The organism is Devosia pacifica (assembly GCF_014652635.1).
In the GTDB taxonomy this organism is placed as follows: Bacteria; Pseudomonadota; Alphaproteobacteria; order Rhizobiales; family Devosiaceae; genus Devosia; species Devosia pacifica.
In genome coordinates this window covers 90,524-116,105 of sequence record NZ_BMZE01000003.1, presented here as the reverse complement: position 1 = coordinate 116,105, position 25,582 = coordinate 90,524, and the positions used below count along the sequence as shown (strand labels likewise).

Sequence of the window (25,582 nt, the reverse complement as noted above, 5' to 3'; positions counted from 1 at the left end):
CATCAATAGAGCGAGGATCCACAATGTCTGACTTTGATCTGGTTCTGAAGGGGACGGTCGTCCGGGCGGACAAGGTGATCGAGAACGGCTATGTCGCGGTCAGCGATGGCAAGATCGCGGCTGTCGGTGATGGCGAGGCCCCCCAGGCCAAAGAACGGCACGAGCTTGGTAACTCCCTGATACTGCCAGGGGCGATCGACGCTCAGGTCCATTCTCTGAGCCAGAAGAACCAGGAAGACTTCATCTGGTCCACGCGCTCGGCCGCCGCCGGGGGCGTCACGACAATTGTCGATATGCCCTATGACGAAGGCAACCTCGTGTGTTCGGCAGAGGCGGTGGCGCGCAAGATCGCCCATGCCGGCGAGCAGGCCCGTGTCGATTTCGCGCTTTACGGAACAGTCGATCCGGAAGAGGGGGCGCGGCGCATTCCCGAAATGGTTGCGGCGGGCGTTTCCGCCTTCAAGTTTTCGACGTTCGGCACCGATCCGACGCGGTTTCCGCGCATCCCGCCGCAGCTCCTCGAGGAGTGCTTTGCCGCAATCGCGCGGACCGGGCTGACCGCCGGCGTCCATAATGAAGTCGATGAATATGTCCGCGCCGCGATGGAAGAAGTCCGCGCCAGCGGCATTTCGGACTATCGCGCTCACGCGATGAGCCGTCCCCCGCTGACCGAGACGCTGGCGATGCTGGAAATCTACGAGATCGGCGCCGAGACCAGCTGCCCGGCCCATGTCGTTCATTGCTCGCTGGGGCGTGGCTACGACATCGCCCGGCGCTATCGCGACGAAGGTTTTGCCGCCACCGCCGAATGCTGCATCCACTACCTAACCCTGGACGAGGAGAACGATGTGGCCCGGCTTGGTGGCAAGGCAAAGATCAATCCACCGATCCGACCACGTGAAGAAGTTGAAAAGCTCTGGGAGCACGTCCGCGCCGGCAATGTCTGGTTGGTTTCGACTGACCATGTCAGTTGGTCCGAGGACCGCAAGACCAACTCCGACATGCTGGCAAATGCTTCCGGCGTGCCGGGTCTCGAAGCCATGGTGCCACTGTTCGTCAAGGGGGCGCTGGAGCGCGACATTTCCCTCACCTGGGCCGCGCGGCTGATGGCCGCCAATCCCGCACGCCATTTCAGGCTTACCGGTACCAAGGGGGCGCTCGACATCGGCAAGGATGCTGACATCACGATCCTCGCGGATCGCCCGCGTACATATGATGCCGCGGCCAGCGGCAATAACGTCGTCGGCTGGAGCCCCTATAACGGCATTGAACTGCCGTGGACGGTGGCGGGAACCTATCTGCACGGGCAGTTGGTGTTCGACGGAACGACAGTGCTGGCCGAGCCCGGGCATGGCACATTCGTCAGGCCGGAGGCCGTATGACGCGCAACCTCGTCACAGACGCAACGCGGATCGGCGCCGATATCGATGCCCTGAGCGGCCTTACAGATCCTGGCCGCCCCTACACGAGACGTGCCTTCACGCCGATGTTTCTCGAGGGTCGCAACTGGCTCACTCAGCGTTTCGAGGCGGCGGGCCTGAGCACCCGCCTTGATGCCGCCGGCAATCTGATCGGCACCCGCCGCGGACGCCAGCCCGGCTCCGGCACGATCATGCTTGGTTCGCACTCCGACACGGTGCCTGACGGTGGGCGTTATGACGGCATCGCCGGCGTTATTGCCGGGCTTGAGGTGGCGCGGGCGCTCGACGAGCAGGGGATCACGCTCGAGCACGATCTTGAGATCGTCGACTTTCTTGCCGAGGAGGTCTCGATATTTGGCGTCTCATGTGTCGGTAGCCGGGGGCTGGCGGGTGTGCGGCCCGACGAGTGGCTGACAAGAGAGGCCGGTTCGCTGACGCTTGCGGAGGGCATCGAACAGGTCGGAGGCAATCCCGCGAGTGCGGAAGACCGCAGCGATATCAAAGCGTTTCTCGAGCTGCATATCGAGCAGGGACCCGTTCTCGATAACCAGCAATTCGATGTCGGCGTGGTCACCGCCATCGCTGGCATCACCCGCGTGGAAATCATCGTTGAGGGCAGGGCCGACCATGCCGGCACAACGCCAATGGGCGCACGGCAGGACGCACTGACTGCCGCCAGCTGGATGGTTCTGGCGGTCGAGCGTTTTGCGACAGAGCTCGCAAGCGGTGACGCGCATTTTGCCGCGACTGTTGGCGAGTTCTCGATGGAGCCGAACGCTGCGAACGTTGTGCCGGCGCGGGTGCGCATGCTGATCGATGCGCGCGCCGAACGTCGCGAGGACATGGTTCGCTTTCTCGGTGAGCTCGAAGCGGGTGTTGCGGGTATTGCCGAGCAGGCCGGGGTCACGGCATCCGAACCAAAGATTATCTCGGACAATATGCCGACGCCGTGTGATGCCGAATTGCTCGATATCCTTGACGAGGCAAGCGAGCATGTCGGAGCCCGCCACCGCCGCATGGCGTCCGGTGCCGGACATGACACGGCATGGATGGCGCGGTTGACGCGGGCGGCAATGATCTTTGTGCCTTGCCTCGGCGGACGCAGCCACACGCCCGACGAATCGGCGACCAATGAAGACATTGCGATGGGCGCCGCCGTATTGCTGGAGGCGGTGAAACGCCTCGACACGCGTTTACAGGAGATTGCTTGATGGGACGCATTCTGACGGAAAAAGACGTCGAGGCCGCGGTCAAGGGCGGCTCCGTCTATGCGGCAGGCGGTGGCGGCTGGGCCGATCATGGCCGCATGCTCGGCCATGCTGCCGTCTCGATCGGCAAGCCGGAACTGGTCTCTATCGAGGAACTCGATGCCGATGACTGGGTGGCGACTGCTGCTGCCATCGGCGCGCCGGCCTCGACAACGCCCTGGGAGATGCGTGGGATTGATTACATCAGGGCGGTGGAACTGCTGCAGGATGCGCTGGGCGAACCGCTTTCCGGGCTGATGGTCGGACAGAACGGCAAGTCCTCGACGCTCAACGGCTGGCTGCCCTCTGCGGTGCTCGGTACCAAAGTCGTCGATGCCGTCGGTGATATCAGGGCCCACCCAACTGGAGACATGGGCTCGATCGGGCTCGCCGGATCGCCGGAGCCGATGATCCAGACCGCGGTCGGCGGCAACCGTGAGGAGAACCGCTATATCGAGCTGGTGACGCGCGGCGCGACAGCGAAGGTGTCGCCGATCCTGCGCACCGCCTCCGACATGTCGGGCGGATTCATCGCCTCGTGCCGCAACCCGGTCCGCGCCAGCTATGTGCGCGAGCACGCCGCACTTGGCGGCATATCGCTGGCCCTAACATTGGGTGAGGCGATCATCGCTGCCGAAACACGTGGTGGCAGCGCCATCATCGATGCCATCGTCAAGACCACCGGCGGCGCTATTCTCGCCGAGGGAGAAATCACGAAGAAGGCCGTTGTCTATACCAAGGAAGCCTTCGACATCGGCACGGTAACGCTGGCCGACGGCACGGTGCTGCATGTGATGAACGAATACATGGCGGTCGACCAGAACGGCGAACGGGTCGCGACCTTCCCGGATGTCATCACCACGCTGTCCCAGGATGGGGAGCCTCTCAGCGTCGGACAGCTGGAGGAGGGCATGAAGATTTTCGTGCTGCATGTATCCAAGGCTGTCATTCCGCTGGCATCGAGCGTCAAGGACCCGGCGGTTTACCCCCATGTCGAAAAATCCATGGGGATCGAGTTGCAGAAATACGCTCTGGATATGGGAGCCTGACCATGCCCACAGACAATCCGCGGCACCCGAAATTTCCGATACCGGGCGGCTCAGACCTTCGCGCCAGGGGCTGGCGCCAGGAATCGCTGCTGCGATTGCTGGAGAACGTGCTGAGTGTCGGTGAAGACCCGGACAGCCTCATAGTCTACGCGGCGCTCGGCAAGGCTGCGCGCAACTGGGCGAGTCATGATGCGATCGTCAATGCTCTGAAGACGATGGAAGAAGATGAAACCCTGATCATCCAGTCCGGCAAGCCGATCGGCGTGGTGAAGACACACGCCAAGGCACCGCTGGTGATCATGGCCAATTGCAATCTCGTAGGCCAGTGGGCACGCGCCGAGATCTTCTACGAACTCGAAAAGAAAGGCCTTATCTGTTGGGGCGGGCTAACAGCCGGAGCCTGGCAATATATCGGCAGCCAGGGTGTCATCCAGGGCACCTATGAAATCTTCATGCGCATCGCCGAACGTCGGTTTGGCGGCGAGCTGGCTGGGCGCTTCATCCTGACAGCCGGGCTGGGTGGCATGGGCGGCGCGCAGCCGCTGGCTGGACGCATGGCAGGCGCTGCGATCCTTTGCATCGATGTTGACGCTGAGCGTGCCAGGAAGCGCAAGGAAATCGGTTATCTCGAAGAGATCGCACCGAATCTCGACACGGCGCTCGAGATGATTGACCAGGCGGTGCGGGAAAAGCGTGCGCTGTCGGTCGGGCTTGTCGGCAATGCCGCTGAGATTTATCCGGAGATCGCGCGTCGCGGCGTGGTGCCGGACATTGTCACCGACCAGACGTCAGCCCACGATCTTGTTTATGGCTATGTGCCCAAGGGATATTCGGTCGAGCGGGCGCGCGAATTGCGGACGACCAACCCCGAAGAGCTGATGACCGCCAGCCGCAGCTCGATTGTCGAGCACGTGCGGGCCATGCTGAGCTTTCAGCAAAACGGCGCCGAGGTTTTTGACAACGGCAATCTGATCCGCACCCAGGCGAAGGCCGGCGGCGTCAAGAATGCTTTCGATATCCCGATTTTCACGGAGGCATATCTGCGTCCGCTATTTGCCAAGGCGGTGGGCCCGTTCCGCTGGATGGCGCAATCCGGCGACCCTGACGATATCAGGAAGATCGACGACAAGCTTCTTGAGATGTTCCCGAACAACAAGATCGTCACCAACTGGATCAGGTTGGCCCGCGAGCATGTGCCGTTCGAGGGCCTGCCGGCCCGTATCGCCTGGCTCGGGCATGGGGAGCGCACGCAACTGGCCATAGCTGTCAACGCCATGGTCGAAAACGGCGAGCTGTCAGGCCCGATCACCTTCAGCCGCGACCATCTCGATGCGGGCGCGATGGCGCATCCCAACATCATGACGGAGCGGATGAAGGATGGCTCAGACGCAATTGCAGACTGGCCTATCCTCGATGCCATGCTGTTGTGCTCATCAATGGCCGACCTCGTCGTGGTCCATTCCGGCGGTGGTGGCTATGCCGGCTACATGACGTCGGCGGGCGTCACTGTGGTAGCCGATGGCACCGGCGCGGCGACCGAACGCCTCGACCATGCTCTCACCAATGATACGGCGTTGGGTGTGATGCGCTACGCCGATGCCGGCTACGAAGAGAGCTTCGAGGAGATCGCCGAAAAGGGGATCGGCCACATCGCTCTCAAGCACTAGGCAGCGCGCCCGGTCACTTCTTGCCGGATACCTCGTGCCGCCAGCTATATTGCGGCCAGTAGCCGAGCATGCGCTTGGCCTTCTCGATCGACAATAGCGTGCCGTTGGCGCTGATATTGTCCTTCTGCTCCACATCCGGGAACACCTCGGCCAACAGGGAGGTGTTCGAGCGGCTCATGACCGTATCGGCATTGGCGATGATAAAGGGCTCGAACCCGGTGAAATCGGCCTCAATGCTGCGGCGTACGGCCTGAGCGCCATCACGAGCATCGATATAGCCCCACAGATTCCATTTCCTGAGCTTGGCATCATCGTCAAAGCTCGGGAATTTTGCGTAATCTTCAGGATACATCACGTTTGAAAAGCGCAGGCCGATCATCCGCAACTCCGGATCCCAGCGGCAATATTGCGCCGCCATCGTCTCGTCGAGCAGCTTGCCGAGGGAATAGGTGCTTTCAGGACGCGGGAAATACTCCTCGTCGACTGGCACATAGGGCGGCGGCGTATCGAACGGCAGTCCGAGCACTGTTTCGGACGAGGCGAAGACCACATTCTTGATGCCCGCCATGCGGCAGGATTCGAAGACGTTGTAGCTCGTGGGCACATTGTTGGCGAAGGTGCGTGGATTGGCGAACTGGCCGGGTGCCGGAATGGCTGCAAGGTGCGCCACGGCATCGAACTTGCCGCCCCGTTCGTTGACCGCCCCGAGAATGGCTGAAGAGACCTCGCCAAAATCGGTCAGGTCGACCCTGACGGTCGGGCAAACTGCTTCAGGCGGCAGGCTCTGGTCGAGATTGACTACATCATACCCATGCGCCACCAGATCCTTGAGGACGGCACGCCCGAGCTTGCCGCTGCCCCCGGTCACCAGAACTCTAGCCATAGCCAACCTCCCGATTTTTCTCGTCTTTAGCGCAGCCTCGCACGGATCTTGCGGCGAGCCAAGCACCTGAACGCCCGATGAACGATGGTGTAACGGCCGGTTCAAGCGCAATTGGCCAGTGTGCGCTCATCGATAAACGGGGCGAACAATAATGAACCAACAGATCAATGAACTCATCGCGGCGCTCGCAGCTGGCGCGATCATTCTGGCCACCGCGGTTCTGGCGGTCCAACCGGCACTAGCCGCGATCTAGGGTCGATGCGAGTTGACAATCGACGCCGGGGGCTTTCTGGCTAGGCGGACCATTGGAGGTCGCTAGTGTCAGCAAATCCCGTCCTCGCCGAAGCCTCTCGCGGCAACTCTGTGGAAAATCGTCATCGCGGTGCCGCGGCGATTGTTGACGCGTCAGGCACGATCATCGCGTCTATCGGTGATCTCAATCGGCCGATCTTTCCGCGCTCTGCCGTCAAGTCAATGCAGGCCCTGGCAATTTTCACTTCGGGAGCTTGGGATCAGGGGCTGCTCGACCAGCGCGAACTGGCCCTCGCGTGCGCCTCGCATCATGGCGAAGCCGTCCACACGGAAGCGGTTGGCGCGCTGCTCGCAAAGCTCGGGCTCAGCGAGAACGATCTTGAATGTGGCGCCCATCAGCCGACCAATGCCGCGGCGCGCAGGACCTTGCGCGAAAAGGCCGAGGCCCCGACCCAGTTACACAACAACTGTTCCGGCAAGCATGCGGGTATGCTCGCGGTCGCAAGAGCCTTAGGCATTGATCCGCGCGGCTATGTCGGGATCGATCATCCGGTTCAGCAAGAAGTTCGCAACGCGATTGAAGCCGTCATTGGCGAACCATTGACGGTCGACCGCTGTGGCACGGACGGCTGTTCGATTCCGACCTTCGCGGCGCCGCTCAAATCGTTTGCATATGGCTTTGCACGCATGGCGACCGGTGAGGGGCTGGAGCCTCGGCTGGCAGAGGCGTCGCAGATGCTGTTTGACGCTGCCGCAGCGCATCCGCACCTGATCGCCGGTACCGACCATGCTGATACAAGACTGCTCGGCGGCTTCGGCAACAAATTGATGCAAAAAAGCGGCGCGGAAGGTGTTCAGTGCGGCGCGCTGCGCGCCAAAGGCTGGGGCTATGCGCTCAAATGCGACGATGGCAACCTGCCGGCGTCCTTCGCAATGCTGGCCGGCCTGCTTGAGGCACACGCCGATCTCGGAGAGGCACAGGCTGAGGTTCTGCGCGATCTAAAGCATCAGACACTGCGCAATGTGCGCGGCATCGCTGTCGGCGAGATGCGGCTTGCCGAGACCTTCTCCAGCCAGTGGGAGACGCGCGACGGGGTCTAGGGGCCGACGCTCACATGCGCGTAGTTGCCGGCATTGGCGATCAGGTCGGGTTCGGCGACCTGATCCCACCGGAGACCAGCGACGGCTGCCACAGCAGCGTTGCTCACGAGATTTCCGGAGACCTGAACCGGCCCCGAATCCTCGACAACGCTGACACCGATGCCGATTTCGGTGTCGGACACCAGATTACCGTTGACCAGCACCTGGTCAAGGAATGGGCCCCATCCGGCGCTGATGCCGACCCCAGGGACATTTGTGACGGTGTTGCCGGTGATGGCTGTCGACGCCTCAGCGTGAATGCCAAAGGGGACAGTGTCCGGGTTGACGTCCGAGCGCGGCCTGATGTTGCGCACCAGATTGCCCTGGCACACCGCCAGTCGCCCCTCGACATCGAGATTGGTAATGGAGATGCCGCCAGCAGCGTCATCGACAATGTTGTTGGCAATCACTGATCCCGAGAATGAGAACTCCGAGAAAATCGCGACTTCGCCGTGCCCCACACAAATGTTGCCGGATACTTGCGTATCTCGGCTGCCATTGAGCCTGACTGCAGTGAACGCGCAGTCGGCGAGATGATTGTTGGCGATGATAACCTCATCGGCCCGGAAAACGTTGATGGCATTGCCGTTCTGGCCGTTCCCGCCGCCGCGCCAGTCGACATTCTGAATACGGTTCGAACTGATGATCGACGCATCGCGGCCATTCTCGCTGCGCCAGATGCGAATGCCGGCATTGCCGCAATCATCGATGGTGCAGCCCGAAATCGTCAGCCCGAGCCCGTCCATCGAGTGTATTGCCGCATCACCCATGCGCTCGAAGCGGCAATCGGCGATAACGGCCGCAGACTGCTGCGCATCGATGGCGATCAAGAGCGCATCGGTGAACTGGCAGTTGGCAATCGTCGCGCTTCGGACTGCTTGCATTGAGATCTGCGTCCGCCCGCCGGAAAACACCAGATCGCGCAGCACGGCAGCGTTGAGGCCACTAAGGTTCAGCCCGGTTTCGCCGGAGATGATGAGCCTCGTTTGTCCGGCGACGCCCTGGATCACAAGACCCGCGGGCACTTCAATCGGTTGATCGATCCTCAGGTCAACGCTTGGCAATTGCAGGATACGGCCCTCGCGCGCTGCCTGCTGCATGGCCTCTGCCAGGCGTCCGCCCTGATCCGTGCCTGCATCGCCGACACCGAGGTCGGAGGCATCAAGAACAGAGGCTGCGAGTGCCGGTGCGACGAGGAATGCTCCGGCGGCGACAGAACCGGCAAGCAGGCGGCGGCGCGTGAGGTGTGGATGTGTCATGATGCGATGATGCCGTCTGTCATGGCTGAGAACCAGCACTAGCCGATGACGTGGTGAACGGTGCGCTTGTGACGGCCAAGCCCTAAAGACTATAAGGTCTTGGCAGCCTTCGTGGTTCGCACAGGCCCAAGGCGAGAACGGAGTGGGAATGCCGGACAAAGACGCACCGAAACTGACTGTCATTGCCTCGGACCGGGGACCGGGGGATCCGGAACGCTCCAGCATCATGTCCCAGACCGGCAGCTATCTCGCCAAGCGGGGCGCACGGATTCTGTGTTTGGCTGAGCGCGGCACCCTGCCGATTCCGCTGATTACGGCTGCGCGCACCGCCGGTGGCTCGGTCGAGGTGCTGGCCGATGAGAGCGTTTCATTGCCGCCGGCCCTCCAGGCGGTGCCAGTTACGGTTATTCCCGATGCCGACGAACGTCTGGCGCAGCTGAATGACGAAACAGACGCATTCATCGGATTGCCCGGCTCTCTGGCCTCGGTTTCCAGCCTGTTTCATGCCTGGGCCGCGGCGCGCGGCGCCAACAAGGCGCGCCCGGTGATCCTTCTCAACAGGCACCGTGCTTTTGAGGTGCTGCGCGGGTTCAGCGCCGACGTGCTGTCACATGGTCTGCGGGATTACGATCGTGCCGTGCAGTTCGCTGATTCCATTGAGGATCTGTGGATCAGGGCCAGCCGGATGATCGAGGAAGGCCGCTAGGGCTAAAGGGCGGGCTGGCCGCCGGGGAAGAGCTCAACGACGTTCGGTCCCCATTCGAGCGGACGGTGGCGTGGCCGTGGCGATGACGGGGAGCGCGACCTGCGGGCAAGGCGGGCGTGAACGCGCTCGAGAAGGTGGCGCGGCGACATCGGCTTTACCAGCACTTCATCGATCCCCGAGGCATCGATCTGGCGCTTGAACGAGCGCGATACCTGTCGTGACAAAGCGATCGAGGAGAACCGACGCTCTGCTGCATCTGGATCTTCGCGAAGGCTCATGACGAAAGCGGGCATGTCGACGTCTTCGCGATCGCAGTCGCATACGAGGACGGAAATTGGCGCGATGCGCATATAGGCGCGCAGCGACACTGCACTATCGAACACGCGGACCCGCAGTTTCGGGTCGCCGGCGACCACCATGGACAGGACCGACGCCAGCGCCGGGCTGGCTGCAAATATAGCGATAATTGGTTCCCGCACACATGCCCCCATGGTTAACACCACGTTATCATGCGCGAACGCGTGGTTGAAGCGGCAGGTTCCCGTTACTCCCAGCAAAGAAAAAGGCCCGGCAGAACGCCGAGCCCGTAAATCTGTGTTTGCGAATCGCGATGCTTACTTCGAAGCACCCTCGAACAGTTCGCCGACATAGTCCCAGTTGACGAGATTATCGAACCAGGCCTCGAGATATTTCGGGCGAGCATTGCGGTAGTCGATGTAATAGGAGTGCTCCCAGACGTCGACACCGAGCAACGGCACGCCGCCATGGACCAGCGGGTTCTCGCCATTCGGGGTCTTGGTGACCTCCAGCTTGCCATCCTTGAATGCAAGCCATGCCCAGCCTGAACCGAACTGGCCGGCACCAGCTGCAAGGAAGTCCTCGCGGAACTTGTCAAAGCCGCCGAGATCCGAATCGATCTTCGACTGCAAAGCGCCCGGCAGCGAGCGACCGCCGCCATTCGGCTTCATCCACTTCCAGAAATGGATATGGTTGAAGTGCTGGCCGACCTGATTGAAGAGCTTGTCGTTGGACTTGTAGCTCTCCTTGACGATCTCTTCGAGCGGCTTTCCTTCAAGACCGGTGCCCTCGATCAGCTTGTTGCCGGTCGTCACATACGCATTGTGATGCTTGTCGTGGTGGAACTCGAGAGTTTCCGCCGACATGTAGGGTGCAAGTGCGTCCTTGGAATAGGGCAGTTCGGGCAGTTCAAAAGCCATTTCAGCCTCCTTGGTCTTGATGATTGCGCCGCGCAAGAAGCTTGCGGCAAGCCGTGCCTCTATAGGCGCTTGTCAGTGGGGCAACAATCACGCTGCCGACACAGTTCCGTCCACACCGGCCGATTGCAGCGCAAAGGCATACGCAATCGCGGTTTCCTTGATTCTCTCGAACCTGCCAGATGCTCCGGCGTGTCCGGCGCCCATATTGGTCTTGAGATATAACGGTGCATCATTGCTGCGCGTTGCGCGCAGCCGCGCGACCCATTTCGCCGGCTCCCAATAGGTGACGCGCGGATCGGTAAGGCCCGCCATCGCCAGGATCGGCGGATAGTCCTTGTGGCTCACCTGCTCATAGGGCGCATAGGCTGCGATCCGGCGATAATCGTCGGGTGAGGTGAGAGGATTACCCCATTCCGGCCACTCCGGCGGCGTCAGGGGCAGGGTGTCATCGAGCATGGTGTTGAGAACATCGACGAATGGTACTTGCGCGATGATCCCGGCCCAAAGGTCCGGCCGCATGTTGGCAATGGCCCCCATCAGCATGCCGCCCGCCGAACCGCCTTGCGCGACGATTTTGTCGGGTGCCGCAAATCGCTCTGCAATCAGCGTCTCGGCCGCCGCGATGAAATCGGTGAAGGTATTGGTCTTGTGATGATGCCGGCCCTGCCGATACCAGCGATAGCCCTTTTCCATGCCGCCGCGAATATGCGCCGTAGCATGGACGAAGCCGCGATCAACGAGCGACAGAACCGAGGTGGAGAACGCCGCCGGCATCGCCATGCCATAGGCGCCATATCCGTAAAGAAGGGCAGGCGCGGTGCCGTCGAGCGGGGTGTCGCGATGATAGAGAACCGTCACCGGGACCATTTCGCCGTCAGGCGCTTCGGCAAAGATGCGCCGCGTGACATAAGCATCCGGGTTGTGACCCGAGGGGATCTCCTGCTCCTTGAGCAGGGTGCGCTCGCCAGTCGCGATATCATAAGCGTAGGTGCGCGCCGGGGTCGTTGGTGAGGAATATGTAAGGTGAAAGCTTGTGGTGTCGAACTCGAAGCCGAGCGACATGCCTAGAGCGTAGGCCTCTTCCTCGAACCGAACTGTGCGCTCGCTCTGATCCTCGAAAGTGTGGACCACAATGCGCGGCAGCCCTTCGTTGCGCTCCAGCCGGACCATGTAGCGCTGGAGGATTCCTATATCGAGGATGAGTACGCCCGGCTGGTGCGGCACGAAGTCGGACCAGTTTTCAAATGAAGGCTCATCGGCTGGGGCCGTGACGATCTTGTAGTCCTCCGCGCCATCAGCGTTCGTGCGGATATAAAGAAGGCCATCGCGTTCCTCGACCTCGTACTCCCGGCCTTCGACGCGCGGCGCGACAAGCCGCGGCTCTCCGTCCGTTTCGGCGTCGATCAACCAGACTTCCGAGGTCTGGTGATCGTGAATGTCGATGACGATGAATTTGTCAGACTGTGTGCGGCCGATGCCGACAAAAAAGCCAGGATCCTTTTCTTCGTAGATGATCGCATCATCTGCCTGGGGCGTGCCAATAACGTGCCGGCGTACACGGTAGGGACGATGGTTTTCGTCGTACTCGGTGTAATAGAGCGCCGTACTGTCATTGGACCAGATGCTGTCGCCGGTCGTTGCACGGATGACGTCGGCAATGTCGGTTCCGGTTTCGAGATCGCGTATAGCGATGTCGTAATATTCAGAACCGGCGCGATCGGCCGCCCAACTCATGAAGCGGTGCGAGAAATCGTGCTCGGCACCGGCGAACCCGAAATAACCCTCTCCCGCCTCTTCATTGCAATCGAGCAGGATCTGCTCATCGCCGCCATCGCGAGGGGTCCGTACGATCAGCGGATATTGCTGGCCGGTGCGCATGCGCGAGTTATAGGCCCAGGGCCCGTCCGGCGTCGGTACACCGCTGTCGTCTTCCTTGATGCGTCCACGGATTTCGCCATAGATCGTCTCGCGCAACGCCTCGGTGGGCTTGCCGAACTCGGCCTCATAATAGGCATTCTCGGCCTCCAGATAGTCGCGTATCTGAGGCGCAAGGCTCTCCGGCTCCTGCATGACCTGCTGCCAGTTCTCGGCGCGCAGCCAATGATAGGGGTCCTGCCGGGTGATGTTGTGATGCGTGGTGCTATGAGGTTTTTGCGCAGCAACAGGCGGCGTCGAACGCGGCATTTAAATCTCCGGGAGGTGGCGGATGCCAAAGAAAAGAGAGCGCCTCCACGGCGCTCCCGGAATGTGTCAGCCGCGCGGCTCGAAGTCCAGCGCGGTACCATTCATGCAGTAGCGGTCGCCGGTTGGCTCCGGCCCATCCGGAAAGACGTGACCAAGATGTGCTCCGCAATCTGAACAGTGCACCTCGGTGCGGACCATGAAAAGCGAACGGTCCGTTGTCGTTTCAACTGCCGTGTCGTTGATCGGCGCGTAAAAACTTGGCCAGCCCGAGCCGGAGTCGTATTTGGTATCGGCGCTGAACAACGCTTGCCCGCAAGCCCCGCAGTGATAGACACCGTCGCGTTTTTCGACGTTGAGCGGATGAGAAAATGCCCGTTCCGTGCCGTGTTCGCGCATGACGCGGTATTGTTCCGGGGTGAGCTGTGCGCGCCACTCCTGATCCGTCTTCTTTTGCTTTAAGTCATCGACCATGGCCGTCTCCTTTCGACAACTATGTAGGTATCGCTTCTGCGCCTTGCCAGCGAAACCTTTGGGTAATCGTGGGTGCGGCAACTCGTTGCGCCGATTTGGCTTGTCCCAGCAAATTTCCTCGATAAGGTTCGGCACGTTTAGCGAATTGGCCAAGACGAATCGTGTTCCGGCCGCCTCGAGGGAGAATATCGGGACTTGGGACCGCCGATCGATGTGAGCATTGCACTAGTCGCGCTGGCGCCGTTTCTGGCGGCAGTCATGGCGCCTATAGTTCAACGGTTCGTTGGCAGTGCTGCCGGCTGGATACTCGCTGTAATTCCAGCAAGCATTTTTTTGTTTCTTGCCAGTTTTATAGAGCCGGTGACGCACGGCGAAGTGGTGCGCGCCAGCCTGAGCTGGGTGCCGATCCAGCAATTGTCGCTGAGCTTCCTGATCGATGGGCTCAGCCTCATGTTCGCGATGACCATCTCCGGAATCGGCACGCTGATCATCATCTATGCGGGCGCCTATCTCGCAGGCCACGAGCATCAGGGTCGGTTCCTCGGGTTCATGATGGCATTCATGGGCGCCATGCTGGGCCTTGTGCTGGCCGACAACATGCTGGCGCTTTTTACGTTCTGGGAGCTGACCTCGGTTTCCTCGTTCATGCTGATCGGGTTTGACCACTACCGCCAGGCGGCGCGGCGTGCCGCGACGCAGGCGCTTGTGATCACCAATTTCGGCGGACTGGCGCTGCTGTTCGGCGCGGTCCTGATGCATCAGCTGTCCGGCAGCTGGGATATGAGCGCCATTCGCGTCGGTGATCTGCAGCTCGACGCGCATCCGCTCTACGGGCTGGTGCTGGCGCTGTTCCTGATTGCCGCCTTCACCAAGTCGGCGCAGTTTCCCCTGCACTTCTGGCTGCCCAACGCCATGGAGGCGCCGACACCCGTGTCCGCGTTCCTCCACTCGGCGACAATGGTGCAGGCAGGCGTCTATCTGCTGGCGCGAATGTCGCCCGTCCTCGGCGGCACAGATATGTGGACCGTGCTCCTCATGTCGTTCGGCGGCGTGACGCTGCTCTGGGGCGCCTTTGCGGCGTTGAAGCAGACCGACCTCAAGCAGATGCTGGCGCAGACGACGATCGCCTCACTGGGGCTTCTCGTCATGCTGATCGGCTACGGTAATGAGGCGGCGATCGCGGCGATGGTTGTCTATTTCATCGCCCACGCGTTCTATAAGGCTGGCTTCTTCATGCTCGCCGGCGTTATCGACCATGAAGCCGGCACGCGTGAAATCACCGCGCTAGGCGGGCTGGCGCGAGCCATGCCAGTCAGCTTTGTCGCTGCGGTGCTTGCCGGCATTGCCATGGTCGGCCTGCCGCTGACAGTGGCGTATCTTGCCAAGGAAGAGATGTATCTGGCGCTGCAATATGGCGGCTGGAACCTGGTGGCGACCGTGACCATGGTGCTCGGCAACGCCCTGCTCGGCGCTGTCGGTATAGCCGTCGCCGTTAAGCCATTCCTAGGCCCGAAGGTCGAAACGCCCAAGCATGCACATGAAGGCCCGCTCGGGCTTATCGCCGGGCCCGCCATCCTCGGCATCGCCGGCGTTGCGGTTGCATTGCCGACCGACTGGTTCGGCCATGACGTGATGGTGCCTGCGGCCTCGGCCATTCTCGGCGAGCAGATCGAGAGCCACCTGACGCTTGCGCTCAACTTTACGTCGCCGCTGCTGTGGCTGTCCATTGCCACATGGCTTCTGGCCCTCGGGGCGTTTCTCGTGCTGTCACGTGCTCGCAGCGCGCTGCGGCGTATCGACGATACCGTTGGATACAGCTTTGACGCAGCGTTCGATGTGTTCATGTTCGGGCTTATCCGCGGGGCAGGGGCGCTGACGCGTTTCCTCCATCACGGTCGGCTCGAGATCTATCTCGTGGTGGTGTTCACCGGCATGGCGCTGGCTCTTCTGGTGCCGCTGTTCAGCATGAACGGGCTCGAGGCGCTGATGCCACCCGAGGCACTCGGCGACTGGCGCGCGGTGATCAGCTGGCCGGATCTGACGAGCTACGAGTGGGTGGTGGTTTCGATCGCGGTGATCGGGCTCGTGGCGCTTGTCGTGGCACAGAACAGGCTGGTCGCAATCCTCTCGCTGGGCGTGCAGGGCGTCGCTGTCGCCATGCTGTTCCTGCTTTTTGGTGCGCCTGATCTGAGCTTCACCCAGTTCATGGTCGAGATTCTCTCGGTGGTAATCCTGACTCTGGTGATGACGCGCTTGCGGCTCGACGAGCGCGACCACAGGCCGTTCGAGGACGCGCTGCGGGACGGTACGATTGCCCTGCTGTGCGGCTTCGGTGTCGCCGCAACGCTGATGACGATCATCGCCGGCAATTTCGACAGCAGCCTTGCGGACTTCTTCCTCGAAACCAGCGTGCCGATCGCGCACGGGCACAATATCGTCAACGTGATCCTGGTCGACTATCGTGGTTTCGATACGCTTGGCGAAATCGCCGTGGTGATGACTGCCGGGCTTGCAATCCTGGCGCTGATCCGTGGCCGGCGCAGCGTGGCTGGCACGACGATTACCCCGCCGCGCGATCCTGCAAACAGTGAGGGAGTGAAGGGATGAATACCGTCATCTTCCGCACCATCGCGCCGCTGATCGTCGCTATCATGGTGGTGTTTTCGATCTACGTGATGCTGCGCGGGCATAACGAGCCCGGGGGTGGATTCATCGGGGGCCTGATTGCCGCTTCGGCCATCGCCATCTTCGGCATGGCATGCGGGGTGCCGGAGGTGCGGCGGGCGATGCGTATCGACCCGCTGACTTTTGCGGGTGTTGGCGTCCTGATCGCAGGCTTGTCGGGCATGCTATCGCTGTTCACCGGCAAGCCCTTCATGACCAGCATCTGGCTCTACATCGAGTTTGCCGACGCCGAGGTGCCCCTCTCGACGCCACTATTGTTCGATATCGGGGTCTATCTCGTGGTGTTCGGAACGCTGTCGGCCATTGCCTTATCGCTCGAGGACGAACGGGACGGAGACAACTGATGGACTATGCCATTGCAGCGCTGATCGGGCTGTTCATCACGGTAGGCGTGTACTTCCTGCTGTCGCGCTCCGTCATCCGCATGTTGCTCGGGGTGTCGGTATTCGGCAATGCGGTCAACCTGCTGATCTTCGTTGGCGGCAGGCTGACCCGCGAAGTGCCGCCGATCGTGCCGCCGGACCTCTATCAGGCGGAGGGCGCGGTAGCCAATCCGCTGCCGCAGGCTCTTGTGCTGACCGCCATCGTGATCGGCTTTGCGATGTTCAGCTTCCTGCTGGTGCTGGCGTTTCGCGCCTATCAATCGCTGGATGCCGACAACACCGATAACATGCGGCTCGCCGAGCCCGTAGGCGGATGCCGTCCGCCGCTGAGCTACTGAGCCCGGACTGACCATGGATTACGCGACCGAACTCGATTTGCCTCCGGCCATGCTGGCGACCGCGACGCCGCTGGCCGACTGGGTGCTGGTTCTGCCCATGGCGCTGTTGCTGATGGGGGCGGCGCTGCTGCTCGTGCTGCGGCGATCCAAGGACTTTCACGCGTGGTTCGCCGTGCTGGTGGTGCTCGGCGTGCTGTGGTGCGAAGTGACGTTGCTCGGCCGGGTGATTGCGGACGGACCGCAAGCGATGACCATGGGCAACTGGCTGCCGCCGTTCGGCATCACGTTCGTCGCCGATCTCTTCGGCACGATGTTTGCGCTCGCGGCCGCGGTGGTGACGCTGGTGCTGATCGCCTACATGGAAATGGACCGCAGCCGAGGTGACAATCGCGACGGCCAGTTTGCACTGGTGCTGCTTCTATTGGCCGGCGTGACCGGCTCGTTCCTGACTGGCGACTTCTTCAACCTCTACGTCTGGTTCGAGGTGATGCTGATCGCCTCGTTCGGCCTGCTGGTGCTGGGTGGCACACGGCTGCAGCTCGATGGCGCGATCAAATACGGGTTTCTGAATTTTCTGGCGACGACGCTGTTTTTGCTGGCGCTGGGGCTGACCTATGCGCTGCTGGGCACGCTGAACATGGCCGACATCATCGGCAAGGCCGAGGGCGCCAATCCGACGGCGCTTGCCGGCATCGCCTCTCTTTTGCTGCTGGCCTTCGGCATGAAGGCCGCGGCATTTCCGGTCAACGCCTGGCTGCCGGCTTCCTATCATACGCCACCCGCCGCGGTGTCGGCGCTGTTCGCCGGGCTTCTGACAAAGGTCGGCATTTTCGCGATGATGCGTGCCCTGGTTTTCCTTTTCCCGGCAAGCCGGGACTTGCTGGAGCCGGTGCTGATGGTGGTGGCAGCGGCGACGCTGGTGGTGGCGCCGCTTGGCGCGCTGGCCGAGACCAATGTGCGCCGTGCCATGGGCTTTATCGTCATTGGCGGCATTGGCGTGGTGCTGACCGGCATTGCCATGCCGAACCAGCCTGGTGTCGCTGGCGCCGGCTTCTACATTCTGCACGCGATCGTGACGATGACGGCGCTCTATCTCGTTGCGGGGCTCGTCGAGAAGGTGACCGGACAGACAGACAGCCGGCGCATGGGCGGGATTTATGCGGCGAATTCTCCGCTCTCTATCCTGTTCATGATCGTTGTCCTGGCAGCAGCCGGCGTGCCGCCATTTCTGGGGTTCTGGCCCAAGCTGCTGCTGATCGAGGCCGGGCTTGAGCACGCGGGCATTTCCACGGCAGGCGTGAGCGAAATCGGCTGGGGCGGGCTTGCGATGGTGGTTGCGCTGCTGCTCAACGCCTGGCTGACGTTGATGGCGGGCGGCAGGCTTTGGGCACACATATTCTGGCGCGCCGGCCCAGAAGCGGGCGCTGAGGCCGAGGCGGAGCCGCTGCGTCGGCTCGTCGGCAAGCAGGACATCCTAGGCATGGGCGCGACGGCGGCGCTATTGACGCTGATCGTCATTGCGGGGCTATTTCCGGGGGTCCTGTTCGAGATTGTCGATACCGCAGCGCGCGACATGCTGCAGCCCGCGCGCTACATCGCGGCGGTCGGTCTCGCAGGGGGTGGCGCGCCATGAGCCTGTTGCTGCTGACATTCCTGCTGTCGTTTATCTGGGCTCTGATCACCGGCACCTTCACGCTGCTCAACCTGTTGCTGGGTGCAGTGATCGGCGTGGCGGCTATGTATCTGCTGCGCTCGAGCCTGCCAAAGCCCAAGGCGCCGAGCCAGATCAGGCGGATACTCTCTCTGCTCTTGCTGTTCTTGTACGAACTCATGCTCAGCGCTATTCGCGTTGCCCGCATCGTTCTTGATCCACAGCTGAAGAAAAACCTGCGGCCGGCAATCGTCGCCGTTCCGCTCGACGTCAAGCGCGATGCCGAGATCATGCTGCTTGCCAATATGATCACGCTGACACCGGGAACGTTGAGTCTCGATGTGTCCGAGGACAAGAAGACCCTCTTCGTTCACGTGCTGACGCTCGACAGCAAGGAAGCGGTCGTGGCGGATATCAAGAACGGCTTCGAGGCCAAAATCAGGGAGATCTACGAAGATGATCTCGGGAACTGAGGCACTGGCGTGGGCGACGCTGATCGCCCTGCTGATTCTCGGAGCAGCAATGCTGCTGGTCATTGTCCGGATCGTGCGCGGGCCGTCTTTGCCGGACCGCGTCCTTGCGCTCGACTCGCTCACTCTACTTGCGTTGGCGTTTGTGTGCGTGGTGGCGGTGCGCTCGGGCATTATGCTCTATCTCGATATTGCCATTGCACTTGCCCTGCTCGGGTTTCTCGCAACCGTCGCGCTTGCGCGCTACATCCTGAAGCGCAGCGAGGCGATCGCTTCAGATCTCGGGGAGGACGACCAGCAATGATGGATCTGGCGCAGTATCTTGCAGCGGCACTCATTCTACTTGGCGCGGGGTTTGCGCTGGTTTCCGCTATGGGGGTGCTGCGGCTTCCTGATCTTTATACCCGCATGCACGCTGCGTCTAAGGCGGGCTCCGTGGGGGCTGGCTTCATTCTCATCGCTGTCGCAATAGTGTCATTCGACCTTGCGGTAACTCTTCGCGCATTTGCCGGTATATTCTTCCTTCTGCTTACTACACCTGTCGCTTCTCACCTTTTGGCGCGGGCCAGCTACCAATCCGGTTACCGTCCAGCTGAATCTACTGTCATGAACGATTTGGATGCTGAATTTCAGACACATTCATAGTGTCATCTAAGTCGTAGGCTAAAAGTCGAACCTTTCCTGCGCCGTTGTGGGCTTGCATCGACTTATGAAGCTAAGTATTAGGCACTACACACGCGCGACTTCACGTGCGGAAAATTAAAAATCGAAAGGTTGAACAATGGCAGAGTCGAATGCCGCGACGATGAGTGCAGACAACGATCTGATCGAACTCAGCACTGAGATCGTTTCGGCTTATGTAAGCCATAACGCGGTTAGTCCGACTGATCTGGCAAAGCTGATCTCAGAAGTTCATGGTGCGCTGAAGTCGCTCCAGAATAATGACGTGCAATTGCCCGCTGAAGAATTGAAGCCGGCGGTTCCAGTGAAGAAGTCCGTCGCGGCTGACTATATTATCTGTCTCGAGGACGGCAAGAAGTTCAAGTCACTGAAGCGGCACCTTCGCACCCATTACAACCTCTCGCCCGAAGAGTATCGCGAGAAGTGGGGACTGCCTGCAGACTATCCAATGGTCGCACCGAACTACTCCGCTACGCGCTCGAAACTTGCGAAAGACAATGGGCTAGGGCGCAAGGCGCTGAATTAGTCCCACTACGTCCTCCTTACGAGGACCACCTCGGATCACCCAAGGCTGCGGCGCGCCATTCATGATGGCGCGCTGCCTTTTTGTGGAGCTTCTGCAGCTTATCCACGTCCCGCTTGCCTCGCGAATGATATAGGAATATTTTCCTTATTCGTTTTGAGGAGGCAGAGATGTCTGGCCGTCATACTTATAACGATCGGTCTGTCGCGGGGACAGGAGAGAATGCGCTGCTTGATCAGGATGTCGCGTTCGTACTCGAACTCGTCGTCTGCGAAGAAAATGTCCCTATCCGACTGTTGATGCATCCGTCGCGCTGCCGTGCACGCGCCGCGCAAGCGCGCCACCTGGCAATGTACCTGATGAATGTCATGCTGAGTCGTGACATGGCTGCCATCGGTGCCGTGTTCGACCGTGACCGAACCACGGTGTCCTATGCTTGCGGCAAGGTCGAGGATTGTCGCGAAGATCCCGACTATGAGATGAAGGTGGTGCGGTGCGAGGGCGCCATCGAGGCGTTTCTGGCAAAGCAGGGTCTGGAGATGGCCGATGGATGAATCGGAAAAGGCTGCCCGCAGGTTCATCAAGGCGATGCTGCCGGGCCGGATTGCCACGCGGCAAGTCGATGGGTTCTATGGCTTTACAAGGTCCGGACGAACGCTCCGCCTTGACGAGGGAACGGTGTCCGAACTGCTGCAGCGGCACATCCTTCAACGCAGTAGCGAAGATGATCTGATACCCGGAAGCTTTGCCGAAGCCTGGGTAACGCCGCGCGGTAAACCTGCGCCGGTGGCGGCGCCGCGGCTTAACCACAGCGAAAGCCCCCTAGGCCGGCTTTCGCAGCCGGGTGAGGATGGCAAGGCATTTCTGCAGCCGCATCAGGTGGAGGCCGGCGAGCGCATTCGGCGAACGGTGGAGAGGGCGCAGATGCTGGCGCGCACCACCATGTCCTATGACCCGACGCGGACCGCCAGCCGCGGCACGAAGGGGGCTGCCACAGGCGGCAGCAGTGACATGGCGATGGAAGCACGCCGCCAGCTTGCGCGCTATCTTGATCCGCTGCCGCGCGAGTGCGCTGGCGTTGTTCTTGATGTGTGTGGCCTGCTCAAGGGTTTGCAGACGGTCGAGATTGAACGCGGTTGGCCGCGTCGCAGCGCCAAGCTGATTCTGAGGATCGGGCTCGATCAACTGGCGCGCGAGATGGGGCTTGATCCCGTAGCCGTGGGCCGCTCGAGCAGGCGGCCCCACCGCGCTCGATCTGAACGGGCGTTGCGCTGCGACTAGCTGATCAGGCCGACTTGTCGAGCATCGAAGAGGCTTCCGACCGGATGCGGTTCACCATCGCCACCAGCCCATTGGAGCGTTGTGTCGTCAGATGCTCGCGCAGACCAATCTCATCGAAGATTGCCATGGCGTCGGTCTCGGCGATCTCACGGGCAGGGCGGCCGGAATAAAGTGCCAGCAACACGGCGACCAGGCCCTCGACGATCATTGCGTCCGATTCACCGCTATAGCTGAGCCCGGGCGCTCCCTCGACCTCGATCGGGCGCGAGACGAGCCACACCTGTGAAACACAGCCATTGACCTTGGTCTGCGGCGTCTTCTGCTCGTCGGGCAGCTTCGGCAATTCCTGGCCGAGCTCGATAATATAGCGGTAGCGGTCTTCCCAGTCGTCAAGCAGGGAGAGGTTGTCGGCGATGTCCTGGAATGCTTGTGGGTGCGTCATGCGCTATAGCTAGGCCGGACGGGGAGATAATTCCAGCGCTGCTTGAGAAAAACGCAGATGCTCAGCCATTATGTTGTGGCCTCGGGCGTGGAAGAGGTTGTGCCATTTCGTTCGGCAATGGCGGCAGAACGGCGAGCTCGGACGGTCCGGTCGGAAGAGCGCTGATCAAGGCTTCGCGGCCAATGCACTCGATCGGCTCGCAAGGCTCGCTGCGCAGCTGTGAAGTGACGTAGGTGCGTCCCGCTTCCACGGCACGGTTGCCTGCATCAGCGGCAGCATGCCGAAGGTCGACATCCGGACGGATGACTGCATAGGCAAGCCCCAGCCAAAACAGTGCACGCACAATAAACAAGGCTATCTCCCGAGACGGGTTTGAACGTTGCCTCGAGGCTAGGCACCAGGCTTTAAGTGCTGCTCGGAAAATCGCATAAACTTTGAATCAATTGTTTGTTTACAAGCTGTTAGCCATCAAGACCTTGTTTACGCTACTGGGAGAATTGGCGGTGTTTGTCAGGCCCTGACAGGCAGATGTGGCCGTAGGGCGCTTTCGCTTAAGCCCGTCTTAGGTCTTGGCGGGCAAGTGTGAGGACACAACGAGATACGTTTCCCGGAGGGCTGGCGCCAAGCTGGCGAAAAGCCCTCCGAAGCGTCGACGGTGAGTACATTAGTAATGCGTAGCCTGTTCTCTTTCGGCGCAAGCAGAGAGATCGCGCGAGCAGCGAATGGTACCGGTAAGCGTCCGGAACTGCTGCGTCGCGAAGCCATTGCGGAAACAGCCGCAATGATGGCGCTTGTCAGCGCGCTCGCCATGCCGTTTGCAATTTATGTGCTGACCGATGCGCTGGCGCTGCCGTTCATCATCTGCTCGGTAGGGCTTGTCGCTGGCGCCGTCGCCACGATTTTTGTCAGGGCCGACCATGTCGATGACGCGCTGCGCTGCGAACTCGGTGCGATCATGCTCGTGGGCGGGCTGATGGCTCTGGCCAATCCGGCCGCTGCCGATTTCGGTGCTGCGACGGCTTTGATGGCGCCCGTGCTGACCTCGTTGCTCGGTCCGGATATGCTGCGTCGGCAGAGCTGGTGGCTGTTGTCGATTGTGCTCGCTGTCTCCATCGTCCCGCAGATGCTTGGCTTTGAGGGAACGGCGATCGCCGGCGACATGGCTGTCTTCGCCGCAGGTGTTTTTGTTGCGGCCGCGGTGTTTGTGGCACGCGCGGCTTCGAAGGTAGGAGCAGCTTACCAGGTCTTTGACCGATCGCAGGTCAACGCTTTCCGGCATCTGGTGGAACATGTGCAGGATACGGTCGTCCGGTTTGCCCCGGACGGAGAGGTGCTGTTCGTCTCAAGCGCTGCCGAATCGCTGTTTGGCTGCCGCCGGTATGAGCTGAGCGCGCGTCACTTGAGCGACCGGGTGCATTTGGCAGACCGGCCAGCCTATCTGACCAGTTTTGCCGAGGTGCTGAAATCACGCCGCCAACGCACGATTGATGTTCGCATGCGTCAGGATTCGGTGTCCCCGGACTCGCCGCATCCGAAATTCGTCTGGGTCGAGGCATCGCTCGTGCCGGTCGAGGCGGGCGGCGATGGCTGCGCCACAGAACTGGTGGTGTTGCTGCGCGATGTCACCGACCGCAAGGATCGCGAGGCTGCGGTGCTGGAAGCACAAAAAGCCGCGCAGGCCGCCTCCGACGCCAAGTCGCGGTTCCTTGCGACGATGGGGCACGAGCTGCGCACGCCGCTGAATTCCGTTGTCGGGTTTTCCGACATGATGGTGCATGAGATCGGCGGGCAGTTGAGCGACGTGCACCGCGAATATGCCAGCCTCATCAACCAAAGCGGCAAGCACCTTTTGGAGGTGATGAGCATGCTGCTCGACATGTCGAGGATCGAGGCCGGCAAGTTCGAATTGCAGGTGGAGCCGATTGCGCCGGAGAGCCTGATCACCCCATGCTTGTCGATTGTTGAGCCGATGGCCAAGGGCCGCGATGTCGCGATCATAACGCAAGTGCCGGATGATCTGCCGCAGATCGTCGCCGACGAGCGTGCCTGCAGGCAGGTGGTGATCAACCTGTTGAGCAATGCGATCAAGTTCTCACATGCCGGGGGACAGATCGTACTGAGCGCCAAGCGTCAGGGGCAGAACCTCAATATCTCGGTTGCCGACACTGGGATCGGCATGGATTCTGGCGCGATCGAGCGGATCGGGGAAGCGTTCTTCCAGGTTCGCAACGGCCTCGATCGGGAGCATGAAGGCACTGGCCTCGGCCTTTCGATCGTCAAAGGGCTGGTGGAACTGCATGGTGGTACGTTGCGCGCCGTCTCGGAAGTCGGCGCCGGTACAACGATGACTGTTTTGCTTCCCCTAAACGGTCCAGCAATAAAGCCTGACGATACTGGCTCCGTAGCAGTGCTGCATCGCGAGCCCGAATCGATCAAACCGAGCCAATGGCAAGACGAAAAAAGAAAAGCTCTATGACGGCATCGACCCTGACGCAGTTGCCGGTGATGGCCAGCTCCGCCGCCCTGACGTCCGTAGCCCGCGTTAGCGGATGGGCCCTCAGCCGCTTCATGCGCGCGCCTGTCGCCAATACCGGCATGGCGGCAATGGCGACGTTGACCGCATTGGCGATGTCTAATGCGCTTTACAACCAGACCATGCCGCATCCGGCGCCGTTCTTTGCACAATCGCCGAACGTACCGACGCCGGTTGCGCCACGGACCGCAGAGCCACAGGTGATTCCGCCGGTCGAGCAAGCGCCCGTCGCCCCGGAGATGAGCGCGCCGGCCGCCTCGACGGAAACCACGGGCAGCATTTCGAGCACGGAGCCCGTCGGCAATCCGGACGTGTTTGCGGTACAGAAGAAGCTGAGCGAACTCGGGCACTATTCAGGTAGTCTCGACGGCCTCTACGGGCCGAACACGGCGCGCGCCATCCGGGCCTTCGAGCAGGCTCACGGGATGACCCCGGAAGGGGCGCTGAAGCCTGAGGTGATCCAAGCGATTCTCGGCGCCAGCGAGCGACAATCTTCGGCCGAAGAACCAGCAGAAGTACCGGAGCCCGTGCAGGTGGCCGAAGCACTTGTGGAACAGCCGGCACCGGCGCCCGCTGTCGCAAGGGCGCAGGTTGCCGCCAATCCGGCTCGGGCGGAGACCCCGGCGCCAGCCGAAAGGTCGACCGCCAGCCAGACGATCGATTCGATCGTTGCGGCGTTCGAGGCAGATAGTGTTGTTCGCCCGTCGTCCGTTCAGACCGCCGAGCCGGTGCAGCGCGTTGCAGAAACGCCGGCAACACAGCCAATGCCGCCGCTGACACAAACCCCCGAAGCGGCACCTGCGCCAGTGCCCGAGCCAGTGGCGACAGCACCCACCGAGGAGCCGACGGCGACCGCTGCAATCGCGCAGCGCCAGCCAGATGCGGGGCCGGCCGCAGCCAATACCGAGCTTGTGACCCGCATCCAGCGCGGCCTTGCGAGCCTCGGTTTCCTCCACGGCACCATTGACGGGGTACCGGGCGACAGCACGGCGCGCGCGATCCGCAATTTCGAGGTCTACTACAACTACCGCGTGACCGGCGAAGTGCGTCCGGAACTGATCCAGTTGCTGGAATCCGCCGGCGCTAGCGTCTGAGCGCG

General features: G+C 61.4%; 26 protein-coding genes. 18 read left to right on the top strand and 8 right to left on the bottom strand.

Features of this window, described 5'->3' with window-relative positions:
- Positions 1-23: 23 nt before the first annotated feature.
- Genes ertD through ertB form a run of 4 tightly spaced genes read left to right on the top strand, consistent with a single transcriptional unit; the run spans position 24 to position 5,384 of the window.
- Positions 24-1,382 carry a hydantoin-5-propionate amidohydrolase gene (gene ertD, locus IE127_RS13360; protein ID WP_189426228.1) on the top strand — a complete coding sequence of 453 codons (1,359 nt, stop codon included), beginning with the start codon at positions 24-26 and terminating at the stop codon, positions 1,380-1,382.
- Positions 1,379-2,632, top strand: a complete 1,254-nt coding sequence (locus IE127_RS13355; RefSeq protein WP_189426227.1) for a Zn-dependent hydrolase — start codon at positions 1,379-1,381, stop codon at positions 2,630-2,632. The genes ertD and IE127_RS13355 overlap by 4 nt, the downstream gene beginning before the upstream one ends.
- Positions 2,632-3,717: a thiohydantoin desulfurase gene (gene ertC / locus IE127_RS13350; RefSeq protein WP_189426226.1), complete on the top strand. Its 1,086-nt coding sequence runs from the start codon at positions 2,632-2,634 to the stop codon at positions 3,715-3,717. Before IE127_RS13355 ends, ertC begins: the two co-directional genes overlap by 1 nt.
- Positions 3,718-3,719: 2 nt before the next feature.
- Positions 3,720-5,384 carry a thiourocanate hydratase gene (gene ertB / locus IE127_RS13345; protein WP_189426225.1) on the top strand — a complete coding sequence of 555 codons (1,665 nt, stop codon included), beginning with the start codon at positions 3,720-3,722 and terminating at the stop codon, positions 5,382-5,384.
- Positions 5,385-5,397: 13 nt separating this feature from the next.
- Here ertB and IE127_RS13340 read toward each other — a convergent pair whose 3' ends face one another.
- Positions 5,398-6,267: an NAD-dependent epimerase/dehydratase family protein gene (locus IE127_RS13340; protein ID WP_189426224.1), complete on the bottom strand. Its 870-nt coding sequence runs from the start codon at positions 6,265-6,267 to the stop codon at positions 5,398-5,400.
- Positions 6,268-6,585: 318 nt separating this feature from the next.
- Between IE127_RS13340 and IE127_RS13335 the strand changes: the two genes are divergently transcribed.
- Positions 6,586-7,620: an asparaginase gene (locus IE127_RS13335; RefSeq protein ID WP_189426223.1), complete on the top strand. Its 1,035-nt coding sequence runs from the start codon at positions 6,586-6,588 to the stop codon at positions 7,618-7,620.
- Here the strand turns inward: IE127_RS13335 and IE127_RS13330 are convergent.
- Positions 7,617-8,918, bottom strand: a complete 1,302-nt coding sequence (locus IE127_RS13330; RefSeq protein WP_189426222.1) for a TIGR03808 family TAT-translocated repetitive protein — start codon at positions 8,916-8,918, stop codon at positions 7,617-7,619. The genes IE127_RS13335 and IE127_RS13330 overlap by 4 nt on opposite strands.
- A 148-nt stretch (positions 8,919-9,066) precedes the next feature.
- Here IE127_RS13330 and IE127_RS13325 point away from each other — a divergent pair, with 148 nt between their 5' ends.
- A complete protein-coding gene (locus IE127_RS13325; RefSeq protein WP_189426221.1) occupies positions 9,067-9,624 on the top strand; it encodes an LOG family protein in 558 nt (185 codons plus the stop codon).
- A 2-nt stretch (positions 9,625-9,626) separates the two neighbouring features.
- On the opposite strand, the gene IE127_RS13320 is transcribed toward IE127_RS13325, so the two are convergent.
- The 4 genes from IE127_RS13320 to msrB all read right to left on the bottom strand — a co-directional run bounded on the left by IE127_RS13320 (position 9,627) and on the right by msrB (position 13,496).
- Positions 9,627-10,103 (bottom strand): hypothetical protein, encoded by a 477-nt coding sequence (locus IE127_RS13320; RefSeq protein ID WP_189426220.1) that lies wholly within the window; start codon positions 10,101-10,103, stop codon positions 9,627-9,629.
- Between the two features lie 135 nt (positions 10,104-10,238).
- Positions 10,239-10,841 carry a superoxide dismutase gene (locus IE127_RS13315; protein ID WP_189426219.1) on the bottom strand — a complete coding sequence of 201 codons (603 nt, stop codon included), beginning with the start codon at positions 10,839-10,841 and terminating at the stop codon, positions 10,239-10,241.
- A gap of 87 nt (positions 10,842-10,928) precedes the next feature.
- A complete protein-coding gene (locus IE127_RS13310) occupies positions 10,929-13,025 on the bottom strand; it encodes a S9 family peptidase (protein WP_189426218.1) in 2,097 nt (698 codons plus the stop codon).
- A 66-nt stretch (positions 13,026-13,091) separates the two neighbouring features.
- Complete coding sequence (gene msrB, locus IE127_RS13305; RefSeq protein WP_189426766.1) at positions 13,092-13,496, bottom strand: peptide-methionine (R)-S-oxide reductase MsrB; 405 nt, start codon at positions 13,494-13,496, stop codon at positions 13,092-13,094.
- A 258-nt stretch (positions 13,497-13,754) separates the two neighbouring features.
- Between msrB and mbhE the strand changes: the two genes are divergently transcribed.
- From mbhE to IE127_RS13255, 10 genes are all read left to right on the top strand, one after another.
- Positions 13,755-16,103: a hydrogen gas-evolving membrane-bound hydrogenase subunit E gene (gene mbhE, locus IE127_RS13300; protein WP_189426217.1), complete on the top strand. Its 2,349-nt coding sequence runs from the start codon at positions 13,755-13,757 to the stop codon at positions 16,101-16,103.
- The gene (locus IE127_RS13295; RefSeq protein ID WP_189426216.1) at positions 16,100-16,525 is read left to right on the top strand and encodes a Na+/H+ antiporter subunit B; all 426 of its coding nucleotides are present in this window, start codon (positions 16,100-16,102) and stop codon (positions 16,523-16,525) included. Before mbhE ends, IE127_RS13295 begins: the two co-directional genes overlap by 4 nt.
- Complete coding sequence (locus IE127_RS13290; protein ID WP_189426215.1) at positions 16,525-16,902, top strand: Na+/H+ antiporter subunit C; 378 nt, start codon at positions 16,525-16,527, stop codon at positions 16,900-16,902. The genes IE127_RS13295 and IE127_RS13290 overlap by 1 nt, the downstream gene beginning before the upstream one ends.
- A gap of 13 nt (positions 16,903-16,915) precedes the next feature.
- On the top strand, positions 16,916-18,535 hold the full coding sequence (locus IE127_RS13285) for a proton-conducting transporter transmembrane domain-containing protein (protein WP_189426214.1): 1,620 nt from the start codon (positions 16,916-16,918) through the stop codon (positions 18,533-18,535).
- Positions 18,532-19,026: a Na+/H+ antiporter subunit E gene (locus IE127_RS13280; protein WP_189426213.1), complete on the top strand. Its 495-nt coding sequence runs from the start codon at positions 18,532-18,534 to the stop codon at positions 19,024-19,026. The genes IE127_RS13285 and IE127_RS13280 overlap by 4 nt, the downstream gene beginning before the upstream one ends.
- Entirely contained in the window at positions 19,010-19,327 is a 318-nt protein-coding gene (locus IE127_RS13275) for a cation:proton antiporter (protein WP_189426212.1), read from the top strand. Before IE127_RS13280 ends, IE127_RS13275 begins: the two co-directional genes overlap by 17 nt.
- A complete protein-coding gene (mnhG, locus tag IE127_RS13270; protein WP_189426211.1) occupies positions 19,324-19,668 on the top strand; it encodes a monovalent cation/H(+) antiporter subunit G in 345 nt (114 codons plus the stop codon). The genes IE127_RS13275 and mnhG overlap by 4 nt, the downstream gene beginning before the upstream one ends.
- A gap of 136 nt (positions 19,669-19,804) precedes the next feature.
- Entirely contained in the window at positions 19,805-20,230 is a 426-nt protein-coding gene (locus IE127_RS13265; protein ID WP_244640189.1) for a Ros/MucR family transcriptional regulator, read from the top strand.
- 167 nt (positions 20,231-20,397) lie between these two features.
- Complete coding sequence (locus IE127_RS13260; RefSeq protein ID WP_189426210.1) at positions 20,398-20,781, top strand: helix-turn-helix domain-containing protein; 384 nt, start codon at positions 20,398-20,400, stop codon at positions 20,779-20,781.
- Positions 20,774-21,508 (top strand): DUF6456 domain-containing protein, encoded by a 735-nt coding sequence (locus tag IE127_RS13255; RefSeq protein WP_189426209.1) that lies wholly within the window; start codon positions 20,774-20,776, stop codon positions 21,506-21,508. The genes IE127_RS13260 and IE127_RS13255 overlap by 8 nt, the downstream gene beginning before the upstream one ends.
- Positions 21,509-21,512: 4 nt before the next feature.
- Here IE127_RS13255 and IE127_RS13250 read toward each other — a convergent pair whose 3' ends face one another.
- Complete coding sequence (locus IE127_RS13250) at positions 21,513-21,950, bottom strand: SufE family protein (protein WP_189426208.1); 438 nt, start codon at positions 21,948-21,950, stop codon at positions 21,513-21,515.
- Between the two features lie 61 nt (positions 21,951-22,011).
- The gene (locus IE127_RS13245) at positions 22,012-22,302 is read right to left on the bottom strand and encodes a hypothetical protein (RefSeq protein ID WP_189426207.1); all 291 of its coding nucleotides are present in this window, start codon (positions 22,300-22,302) and stop codon (positions 22,012-22,014) included.
- A gap of 303 nt (positions 22,303-22,605) precedes the next feature.
- On the opposite strand from IE127_RS13245, the gene IE127_RS13240 reads away from it, so the two are divergent.
- Both IE127_RS13240 and IE127_RS13235 read left to right on the top strand, forming a co-directional pair.
- A complete protein-coding gene (locus tag IE127_RS13240; RefSeq protein ID WP_189426206.1) occupies positions 22,606-24,426 on the top strand; it encodes a PAS domain-containing sensor histidine kinase in 1,821 nt (606 codons plus the stop codon).
- Complete coding sequence (locus IE127_RS13235; protein WP_189426205.1) at positions 24,423-25,577, top strand: peptidoglycan-binding domain-containing protein; 1,155 nt, start codon at positions 24,423-24,425, stop codon at positions 25,575-25,577. Before IE127_RS13240 ends, IE127_RS13235 begins: the two co-directional genes overlap by 4 nt.
- Positions 25,578-25,582: the final 5 nt, after the last annotated feature.